Source organism: Amphritea sp., assembly GCF_050300915.1.
GTDB lineage: Bacteria > Pseudomonadota > Gammaproteobacteria > Pseudomonadales > Balneatricaceae > Amphritea.
On sequence record NZ_JBNKYN010000120.1, the window covers coordinates 1 to 9612 of the forward strand.

The 9612-nt window shown below is 50.8% G+C and carries 10 protein-coding genes and 1 tRNA gene; 2 read left to right on the plus strand and 9 right to left on the minus strand.

Annotated elements, in window-relative coordinates:
* A partial coding sequence (locus tag ACQY8X_RS20020) for a peptidylprolyl isomerase (protein ID WP_428036903.1) occupies positions 1-427 on the plus strand: 427 nt, incomplete at its 5' end.
* A gap of 160 nt (positions 428-587) precedes the next feature.
* On the opposite strand, the gene ACQY8X_RS20025 is transcribed toward ACQY8X_RS20020, so the two are convergent.
* The 5 genes from ACQY8X_RS20025 to ACQY8X_RS20045 are packed head-to-tail and all read right to left on the minus strand — an operon-like array spanning position 588 to position 4226.
* Positions 588-1058 (minus strand): YiiD C-terminal domain-containing protein, encoded by a 471-nt coding sequence (locus ACQY8X_RS20025; protein ID WP_428036904.1) that lies wholly within the window; start codon positions 1056-1058, stop codon positions 588-590.
* A gap of 34 nt (positions 1059-1092) precedes the next feature.
* Complete coding sequence (locus tag ACQY8X_RS20030; RefSeq protein WP_428036905.1) at positions 1093-1644, minus strand: nitroreductase family protein; 552 nt, start codon at positions 1642-1644, stop codon at positions 1093-1095.
* 24 nt (positions 1645-1668) lie between these two features.
* The gene (gene queF, locus ACQY8X_RS20035) at positions 1669-2496 is read right to left on the minus strand and encodes an NADPH-dependent 7-cyano-7-deazaguanine reductase QueF (RefSeq protein WP_428036906.1); all 828 of its coding nucleotides are present in this window, start codon (positions 2494-2496) and stop codon (positions 1669-1671) included.
* A 13-nt stretch (positions 2497-2509) separates the two neighbouring features.
* On the minus strand, positions 2510-3283 hold the full coding sequence (locus ACQY8X_RS20040) for an ABC transporter permease (RefSeq protein ID WP_299199392.1): 774 nt from the start codon (positions 3281-3283) through the stop codon (positions 2510-2512).
* The gene (locus ACQY8X_RS20045; protein ID WP_428036907.1) at positions 3276-4226 is read right to left on the minus strand and encodes an ABC transporter ATP-binding protein; all 951 of its coding nucleotides are present in this window, start codon (positions 4224-4226) and stop codon (positions 3276-3278) included. Before ACQY8X_RS20045 ends, ACQY8X_RS20040 begins: the two co-directional genes overlap by 8 nt.
* Before the next feature lie 162 nt (positions 4227-4388).
* Here ACQY8X_RS20045 and ACQY8X_RS20050 point away from each other — a divergent pair, with 162 nt between their 5' ends.
* The gene (locus tag ACQY8X_RS20050) at positions 4389-4784 is read left to right on the plus strand and encodes a PA2817 family protein (RefSeq protein ID WP_299199387.1); all 396 of its coding nucleotides are present in this window, start codon (positions 4389-4391) and stop codon (positions 4782-4784) included.
* A 72-nt stretch (positions 4785-4856) separates the two neighbouring features.
* Here the strand turns inward: ACQY8X_RS20050 and ACQY8X_RS20055 are convergent, their stop codons facing one another.
* From ACQY8X_RS20055 to ACQY8X_RS20070, 4 genes are all read right to left on the minus strand, one after another.
* Positions 4857-7724 (minus strand): EAL domain-containing protein, encoded by a 2868-nt coding sequence (locus ACQY8X_RS20055; RefSeq protein WP_428036908.1) that lies wholly within the window; start codon positions 7722-7724, stop codon positions 4857-4859.
* 26 nt (positions 7725-7750) lie between these two features.
* On the minus strand, positions 7751-8959 hold the full coding sequence (locus ACQY8X_RS20060) for a hypothetical protein (protein WP_428036909.1): 1209 nt from the start codon (positions 8957-8959) through the stop codon (positions 7751-7753).
* Positions 8949-9359 (minus strand): hypothetical protein, encoded by a 411-nt coding sequence (locus tag ACQY8X_RS20065; RefSeq protein ID WP_428036910.1) that lies wholly within the window; start codon positions 9357-9359, stop codon positions 8949-8951. Before ACQY8X_RS20065 ends, ACQY8X_RS20060 begins: the two co-directional genes overlap by 11 nt.
* A 177-nt stretch (positions 9360-9536) precedes the next feature.
* A tRNA-Glu gene (locus ACQY8X_RS20070) sits at positions 9537-9612 on the minus strand.

Sequence of the window (9612 nt, forward strand, 5' to 3'; positions counted from 1 at the left end):
GGCGCCGCTGACCGTGGCCAACTTTCTGCGTTATGTTGAAAACGGTTTTTTCACCGATACGATTTTCCACCGGGTGATCGATAACTTTATGATTCAGGGTGGTGGTTTCAGCGTCGATATGGAACGCAAAGATACGTTGCCCCCGGTAGCGAATGAATCGGTTAACGGCCTGCCCAATATGCGCGGCACCATCGCTATGGCCCGCACCAATGACCCTCACAGCGCCACTTCACAGTTTTTTATCAACCTGAAAAACAACGACCGCCTCAATGCCAACGGCCCAAGCCCAGGCTACACCGTATTCGGTAAAGTAATCAGTGGAATGGATGTGATCACCCAGATCGGCCATGTGCAGACCGGCCGTCAGGGGCCTTACCAGAACGTCCCATTAGAACCGATTGTGATTCAGAGTGTTGTTTTGAAGTAAAAAGACGTAGCTCGTAGCTCGGAAGAGCCTTCTTAAATCAGCGATGAAGTTTCTTAAACGTGAGAACGAGGTAAGCAAACATCATCAGATTAAATATGAAGCCAGCCCGCTCTTTCGAGCCACGAGCAAGTCACGCTTTCTGTGACGTTCGAGCCACGAACTACGGATTTTTAACCCTTTCCACCGCCACATAGGCACCGCTTAATGTCATCGCTACTTTATCCCCCTGACAGATCTCAACGTCAAGATTAAGACGGCCACGGCCTTTACTGTCCATAAAGCTCATAAAGCCATCCAGCTCTGATTGCTCAGGCAGTTGGGTTATTGCGCTAAAGTCTCCGGTCACCGGCAACAGATACTTAAGCTGACTGTCGCGAATCATCACATCACAGTCACGCCCCTGCTGTCGCAGATAGAGGGTCACCAGCGCCCAGCCACAAAGAGTCGCAAGCGTCGCCAGTGAACCGCCAAAACCGGTGCCTTTATCATTGACGTTGGGCGCCAGGGCAGCAGACAGGGTGAGTGAAACACCATCGTAAGAGGGTTCGGCCAGCCCCATATGAGTGATCAGCGGTATCTGACCTTTCAGCCAGTCAAGAAATTGCTCTGCGGTTTGCTGATGCTCACTCATACCCTATCCTCTTGTGACGTTTGCAAACGACAAATCAGCCCCAGTCGCTGACAAATGCGCTGATATCCACCTCAGGCGGAGTGCGTTCACGCATCGGCGTACCCACATAGAGGAAGCCGACAATCTCTTCACCCTGCTGTAAACCTAAACCCGCCATCACGGTTGTATTGTAGGCAAATTCACCGGTGCGCCAGATGGCGCCTAATCCCTGGGCATGAGCTGCCAGCAGCATATTCTGCACCGCACAGCCAGCCGCGATCACCTGTTCTGAACGGGGCACCTTGGGGTGTTCTTTAGTCGCCGCGATAGCCACAATAATCAGCGGTGCCCTTAACGGCATATTGAGATATTTAGCCTGCTGCTCTGCAGACAGTGTCCCTCCTTCTGCAGCCGCTTGCAGGAAGAGTTCGCCTAAGCGGTGACGCCCGTCGTCCTGTACATTGAGAAACCGCCAGGGCTGAATCGCACCATGGTCAGGGGCACGCAATGCGGCACGGTACATATTTTCCAGCTGCTCCGGCGTCGGACCCGGGCCTTCCAGTGCCGGGATTGATACCCGCTGGTGCAAATTTTCCAGTGCGTTCATGGTCTCTCCTATTAATAACGGTGGTTACTGACGGCTTAAGCGCAGGTTGTCAGGCTGTCCAGCCTCACTGCTGCGCCATGGGTTAATATCCAGCCCACCCCGGCGCAAATAGCGAGCATAGACGGTCAGCGCCTCCGGTTGACAATGATTCCAGATATCCATAAAGATCGACTCTACACACTGCTCATGAAAGTCGCCATGTTCACGGTAAGAGATCAGGTATTGCAACAACCCCTCACGGTCAATCGCAGGGCCACGATACTCAATCGCGATACTGGCCCAGTCCGGCTGACCGGTAACCGGGCAGTTGGATTTCAGCAGATGGCTGTAAAGCGATTCTGACACCACCTCTCCCGCTGCTTTCAAACGCTCGGGAGCAGGACTGTAATCAGTGACTTCAATATCCAACTCATCCAGACACTCGCCTTTAAAACCACTGATCGGCTCACTGCTATCCAGAGGCTTTAGAAATACTTCAACCTGCCCTCTGGCGGCAGCGGACAGATCCTCGGCCATCCGTTTTTGTACCTCGGCCACAGAAGCAAACCGGGTCAGGTTGAAGGTGTTGAGATAGAGTTTAAAGGACTTTGATTCAATGATATTGGCACTATCCGCCGGAATACGAAATTCAGCCAGTCGCACCACCGGCTTACCCCGGCTGTTAAGCCAGGAAATTTCATACCCGTTCCAGATATCGCAGCCCTGAAACGGCAGTGCACTGCGTTCGACCCCTTGCGACTGCCAGTTAAGATGCCGGGCAATCGGGAACAGCAGCGATGCATCGTACTGATTGATATACTGCGTCTCGGCACCCAGAGGCGCATGCTCTAAACCTGTCTGATGACCTTTCATATAACCGCCTCGCTTACTGCCTGATCCCTTTTCCTGTATTCAGGAGGTACATTGAATAACTGAACAGTATAACAATCACACCGATGATCATGGCATAAGCAACGCCGATATTAATATCACTGACGCCAAGGATACCGTAGCGGAAGGTGTTGACCATATAGAGTATCGGGTTGATCTGCGACACGTGCTGCCAGAACTCCGGCAGCAGGCTGATCGAGTAGAACACCCCACCCAGATAGGTCAGTGGCGTCAGTACGAAGGTCGGAATAATCGATATATGGTCAAAGCTGTTAGCGAACACCGCATTGATAAAGCCTCCCAGCGAAAACAGAATGGCGGTGAGAAACACCACCGAGACGATCACCCAGAAGTTATGAATATAGAGGTCGGTAAAAAACAGCGATAACAGGGTGACAATCAGCCCCACCAGCAGGCCACGCACAGAGCCGCCAATCACATAGCCACTGAGAATAATCCAGTTGGGGGTGGGTGACACCAGCAGTTCTTCAATATGGCGCTGAAACTTGGTGCTATAGAAAGAGGACACCACATTGCCATAGGAGTTGGTGATCACCGACATCATGATCAGGCCGGGGACGATGAACTCCATATAGTTGAAGCCGCCCATCTGCCCGATTCGGGAGCCGATCAGATTACCGAAAATAATGAAGTAGAGCGTCATGGTGATCGCTGGCGGCAGCAGCGTCTGCGCCCAGATACGGGTAAAACGACGAACCTCTTTGACCAGAATGGTCCAGAAGGCGATAAACAGTTGCCGGTTATTCATCTGCAGCACCTCCCTTCACTTTATCCCCAAGGGTTTTATCCACCAGTGAGACAAACAACTCTTCCAGACGGTTACTCTTATTGCGCATACTGGTCACCTCAATCCCCAGCTCTGACAGCTGAGCAAATACCTGATTCAGCCCCTGAGATTTTTCCACATCCACCAGCAGGGTATGGTCGCCCTGTAGCGTGACCTGATAGCCATCCAGCTGCGGACACTCAGTTTGCGCCGGGCCGATATCCAGAATAAAAGTTTCGGTATTCAGCTGTTGCAGCAGCTCACGCATACTGGTGTTGGTGATGATCTTACCGCGATCAATAATACCGATATTGCGGCACAGACTTTCAGCTTCTTCCAGATAGTGAGTGGTGAGAATAATGGTGGTGCCTTTGGCATTAATCTCCCGCAGAAACTCCCACATAGAGCGGCGCAATTCGATATCCACACCGGCGGTCGGCTCGTCCAGAATCAGCAGGCGCGGTTCATGCATCAGTGCCCGGGCGATCATCAGGCGGCGTTTCATCCCCCCGGACAGACTTCTCGACGGTTCGTTGCGCTTGTCCCATAACCCCAGTTTACGCAGATAAAACTCACTGCGTTTTTTTGCCTCTGCCGCCGGAATGCCGTAATAACCCGCCTGAGTGATGACGATATCCTCGACCTTCTCAAACATATTGAAGTTGAATTCCTGTGGCACTACGCCCAGTTCACACTTCGCTTTACTGGCGTCGGTATCGAGGTTATAGCCAAACACTTCGACCTGACCGGAGCTCTTATTCACCAGTGATGAGACGATACCCAGGGTGGTTGATTTACCAGCACCATTAGGGCCTAGCAGTGCAAAAAAATCCCCTTCCTGAACATCAAAAGAGATCCCTTTCAGGGCTTCAAAGCCGTTATTGTAGACCTTGCGCAGGTCTTTTATGGAGAGCGCAGTTGTCATGCAGTTTCCTGTTGGATCCTGTGGGAAGTACTAAAAAAATAGGAAAAATCGTGATTAGAGAAGATAGATTGGGGCAAATAACCCATTTTTCAACGGTTACCGCCTGTTAAATTCTGGGTTAAAATAGTGTTTTCCTGAATACCCTAACCGCTTCGGAACGCTATGACACCTTATCAGTTTCATCACCTCAACTTCCTGAAAATCGCCTATAACAACTTTATCCGTCAGGAGCCGTTCACCCTCGAAGATATCACCGCCGAAGAGGAGCAGTTTATTCTTGATTTTCAGCAGCTGATCCATGATTTTGAGAAAGGTGAGGAGCAGGCATACGCAGATGGTGAGTTGTTTATGGAGCGGGCATTCCGCATGTATCCGCAACTGGCCCACCTGATTGCCCGTGACCTGCTGTGGTTTTTTGGCGGCAGCGGGCTGCACAACATGCCTGATGATGAGATCGAAAAATTTCAGCGCTTAGACGAGCTGCGCTTTGCAGCCGAAGAACGGGGCGAAGAGTTTGACTATATCAATAGCCGCGCCAGTGTTTTTGGGCAAAACTAACCCGCGTCATACCTTCAGCGTTTCAGGGCTTTAGTTTTAAAGCCACTGAAGTGTGCACAGTGCCTGAGTCCATCAGGGCAACTGTTTTGCCCCATCCAGTTGTTGCTGCCGGCTGCAGATATAATCCATAAATGCTTCCGGCGGCAGGGGCTTACTGTAGTAGTAGCCCTGAATGATATGGCAACCATTGTCCAACAGAAAATTCAGCTGCTCGGTGGTCTCCACCCCCTCGGCCACCACTTCCAGTCCCAGGGAGTGACACATCGCCAGGGTTGCCTTAATGATGGACTCATCACCACGATCCACACCGATATCTTTAACAAAACTACGATCAATTTTCAGCCGGTCTATCGGTAACTTCTTCAGATAACTCAGCGAAGAGTAGCCGGTACCAAAGTCATCCATCGCCAGAGTAATCCCCTGATCACGCAGATAGGTGAGCTTACCCACGGTGACTTCCGGTTGCTGAATCACAAAGTTTTCGGTGACTTCAAGCTCCAGACAGTCTGCGCTGAGGCCAGAGCTACTCAGGGCTTCCTCGACACTTTTGATCAGCCGTTCATGGGCGATCTGCTGTCCCGCCAGATTCACCGCCATAGTCATCCTCGGCAAGCCGATCTGTAGCCATGCCTGCATCTGCTGACACGCCTCACGTAACACCCATTCACCCAGCGGAATAATCAGATCCAGCTCTTCGGCTAACGGGATAAAGCGATCCGGCGGCAGCAACCCGGCGGTCGGATGCTGCCAGCGAACCAGTGCCTCAACACCGATTACCCGGTTCGAGAGCGCATCAACCTGAGGCTGATAGTAGAGCACCAGCTCATCGTTCTGGATCGCTTTACGCAGATCAGCCCCCAGAGAGAAGCGCTCAAAGCGCTGGTGATCCTTCTCCACATCATAGATGAAATAGCAGTTCTTGCCGGAGTCTTTCGCCTGAAACATCGCCACATCGGCATGTTTGATCAGGGTTGCACCATCGACGCCATGATCCGGGAAGAGACTGATGCCTATACTCACGGTGACCACTATTTCATATTCACCAATCCAGAAGGGCTGCTGAAATGCCTGCAAAACTTTACTGGCAACAACTTCAGCCCCTTCCAGATCCCGGACACTGGTGAGCAGGACACTAAACTCATCGCCCCCCTGCCGGGCCAGCAGATCAGTGTCGCGGATACAATCACTGATCCGCCCGGTGGCAACTTTCAGGAGTTTGTCACCCACATTATGACCCAGCGAGTCATTCACCTCTTTAAAACGGTCAAGATCAATGAACAGAACCGCAACATTACTATGCTGGCCCCGACTTTTTTCAATCGCATCATTCAGGCAGCTCATAAAGAACAGGCGGTTTGGTCGCTCGGTGAGTGGATCATGGTTCGCCAACCATTGCAGGCGACGTTCAGCGCGCTTCCGGTCACTGATATCCATGCCGATACTCAGCATCAGCGGTTCATCCCCCTGCGAGTTCCGCAGGCGCACATGCAGCCATGAAAGATCATGACGGTTACCCACCGCATCCAGAAGCACACTATCGGTGCGCACCTCCGCTTCCAGACCGTCCATCAGTCGGCGGGTATTGTTGAGAAACTCCTGACGCTCCTCTTCCCGCTGCAGCGTATCGATAAAACTGGCTTTGCGCAGAGACTTGCCTTCCAGGTCCATCAACCGCAAGCCAAAGTGGTTAACGCTGCGCAGCTGCCCTTTGATGTTCTGGGTAATAATCACCAACGGCGCCGTCTCCAGCAGCCCAAAGAGAAAATCACGCTCTTTAGTTAACGCCTGACGACTTTTCTCCAGGCTATCGGTGCGTTCATCGACTTCATCTTCCAGCCTTTCTAACTGCTCACTCAGCAGTATGGCGCTGCTAACCAGCAGATCCCGCTCATCTTCGCCAAAGGTTTTATCCCGCTTACGAAACTGCTCCAGGGATTCACGAAACAGCCCAAATTCACTGCGGCTTAGCTGAGAAAGTTCCTGCGCCAGCAACGTAAAAAAACGGATAGGCTTTTGTAACAATAACGATAGTAGTATCAGGGCGGTTACAATACCGCCAACCCCGAGCAACAGATAATTCATCAGGCTCTGGCGAATACTTAACAGGTGGCCAGAGATATCATCAAGCACCACCCAGTAAGCATTCCCTTCGCTGACGCCTTTCAGTGGTGAAAACAGCACCTCAAAATAGCGATCATTATGCTCAAGAACATAACTGCCCCCTTCCGGTTTAAACGCCTGCTTCCGGCTAACCTGCTCGAGAATTTCCTGATTTTGTGAACGATTGGTCAGGGAGTTAATCAACAGTCCCCAGTTGCCCAGTTCTCCAGCACCTTCCGGCGCCTGCAGAACCAGACCAATATCGAGGGCGGTCTGCTGTTTTATTTCATAGATAACATCGTAAAGAAAGCGCCCCACCATCAACACGCCCTGCTTTTTACCTTCCAGCTGGATCGGGATCGCCACATACCGCAGGCAAACCGATGTGCAGGTTAGTTTTCGCAGGGGTCTTTCGGTATCGTAAACCTGTTGAATATCGGCTTCACGGATATGTACCTTCTCCCCCCAGAAACCCACCATACGGGCCTGGCTGTCATAGAGGTAAGCGGCATTGACCGAGCCGGTTAACTGGAATGCATCAAACTTGAGATTAATGGTTTGGCTCAGGCGGGCCAGCGGTGTAATCGCTTGATCCTGACTGCTATCGATCAGCGGCAACAGCTCAGCGGCCTCAAGTAAACGCTGATATGAGGCTTCCACTGAACCATCCAGGCGAGCAATCTCGGAAGTATTGATCTGCTCACGCTGCCGTCTGAACTGTTCATTCAGCTGTGTCAGCGAAAAAAAGGCGTACATCCCCTGCACCCCGACCAGTACCACCACCAGCAGGATGAAGATCTTCCATCTGAGACTTAAAAACTTTCTGTGAGCGCCATCCATAATGCTTTATCTCACGACTTCATTGTTTAAAAACGGTAAGTTGCCTGTAATGAAAATGCATTCCAGTATTTTCGCAAGGCAGATGCGTCAGGATTATCCTGCTCTGCCAGCCAGCCAGTACCCTCAACATTGTGCAGTTCAGCCCTGAAGAGCCACTTTGGAACCGGTCTCCAGCCAACACCCAGCGTCAGATCTTTAGCATAAAAATTATGCGCGGGCCGGGTATAAAACAGCAAACTATTCTGTTTGCCCCGGGGGTCATCTTTATCCAGTTTGAGATCATCATAGCGCAGTAACAGATCCCAGCTGTAATTAAAGCGGTACTGTAACTGCAAATAGTAAGATTCAATGGTTGTAACCGGATTGAGAGTGAAAACACCTCCCAGCTCACGCCAGTCAAGCTCATGCAACATATACTCGCCGGTGAGACTCCAGTTTTCTGCATTATACTGCCCTGACAGGGCCAGAACATTGAGTTTAAGGTCGCCCTTATTAAGCTCGTTCCACAAGGCAGGGTTATTGCCCGGCTTATAGCCCAGCCGGTATTCCGAGCCAGTCAGCCCCACCCGGATACGCCCGCCATCAACACTGTAGATAGCCCGCCCCATGACACCATCAGATTTATTAAACTTACCGGCAGCATCAAACGCAAAGTAGGCATACTCCACATTAGTATCTGTTTGCGGACTACCATAAAGCAGATCAAAATCGAGCCAGCCACCGGGGACTTCCACAGAGCTGTATAAAATTACGCCATCAATCGAAAGTTCCAGATCCCGGGCCTGATCAAAATAGAGTGATTGTGGCAGCATGATACTCGGGCGGCTAAAAGCAACATCCCGGGTTTCATTGTAAAAACCAAACGGAATCTTCAGGCGGCCTACCCGCACACCAACGGCTTTTTCCACTGAATCATTAAAGCGATAATCCAACAACGCATAATCCAGCTTGGGCTCTCCATTATCGACATTACCCGCCTGCCGGGACATTATCTGTAACGCACCACGTAACTTAGGGGTAAACCGATAGGCCGTATTTAAAGCGATTTCATGAAAATCAAAACTGCCATTATCACGGCTTTCGCCATACAGGTTGTTATGATCTGTATAGAAAAAACCCTGCGTCAAAAAGCCATTAACTGACAGGTTATGATTCTCTGAATCATTTGCATAAACCGCTGCACAGTGGACACTGAACCCGAAAAGCAGCAGAGTCGAGACGGATTTAAAATTCATCGACAACCCTCACCTTTTCAAGATTTAACTTAAAAGATTCAGCAATGTAACCAATCGATCCTTCGGTTTGGCTAACCATACGATACATCTCCTCCATGTTGTCCACGGTTACCGGAAACGATCCTGTCCCGGTATAAACCTGACGGTCCCAATTATTTCGCAGCTGATAGGGGAACACTTGCAGATGCTGCTTTACAAACCGCTGATGCAGATCGTTACGGTCAGGCAACACAAAAACCCGTATCGGCCTGCCATCCGGCCAACGGGTGATGCGCATTGAAAATGCAGCGAGAAGAAAGTTTTTGTTTATCGCTTGCTCTTTAACATCCAGAGAGACAATCACTGAATCCGCCAGCAGCTGTCCCGAGGACAGGCTTAGCACAACCAAGAGCAACGACATCCTTATCAGCGAAATCATTAAAATGATTAACCCATGAAATCATTGAGCTTTTATAAGCATTGAGTCATCAGTATATACGATGCACGGGAAACAGAATACGTTCAGCGGGAAAAAGCTGCCCAGGATGGGCATTGAAAACAGTTAAGGGTAGTCATCAGACAAACCGAAAAGATAAAGTGGCGTCCCATAGGGGGTTCGAACCCCTGTTACCGCCGTGAAAGGGCGGTGTCCTAGGCCACTAGACGAATGGGAC

What these genes read in the sequence shown, in the direction of transcription:
- ACQY8X_RS20040 (WP_299199392.1), bottom strand. Translation starts at nt 3,283, where the DNA reads ATGAATAACCGGCAACTGTTTATCGCCTTCTGGACCATTCTGGTCAAA.
- queF (WP_428036906.1), bottom strand. Translation starts at nt 2,496, where the DNA reads ATGAAAGGTCATCAGACAGGTTTAGAGCATGCGCCTCTGGGTGCCGAG.
- ACQY8X_RS20065 (WP_428036910.1), bottom strand. Translation starts at nt 9,359, where the DNA reads ATGTCGTTGCTCTTGGTTGTGCTAAGCCTGTCCTCGGGACAGCTGCTG.
- ACQY8X_RS20030 (WP_428036905.1), bottom strand. Translation starts at nt 1,644, where the DNA reads ATGAACGCACTGGAAAATTTGCACCAGCGGGTATCAATCCCGGCACTG.
- ACQY8X_RS20045 (WP_428036907.1), bottom strand. Translation starts at nt 4,226, where the DNA reads ATGACAACTGCGCTCTCCATAAAAGACCTGCGCAAGGTCTACAATAAC.
- ACQY8X_RS20050 (WP_299199387.1), top strand. Translation starts at nt 4,389, where the DNA reads ATGACACCTTATCAGTTTCATCACCTCAACTTCCTGAAAATCGCCTAT.
- ACQY8X_RS20025 (WP_428036904.1), bottom strand. Translation starts at nt 1,058, where the DNA reads ATGAGTGAGCATCAGCAAACCGCAGAGCAATTTCTTGACTGGCTGAAA.
- ACQY8X_RS20060 (WP_428036909.1), bottom strand. Translation starts at nt 8,959, where the DNA reads ATGAATTTTAAATCCGTCTCGACTCTGCTGCTTTTCGGGTTCAGTGTC.
- ACQY8X_RS20055 (WP_428036908.1), bottom strand. Translation starts at nt 7,724, where the DNA reads ATGGATGGCGCTCACAGAAAGTTTTTAAGTCTCAGATGGAAGATCTTC.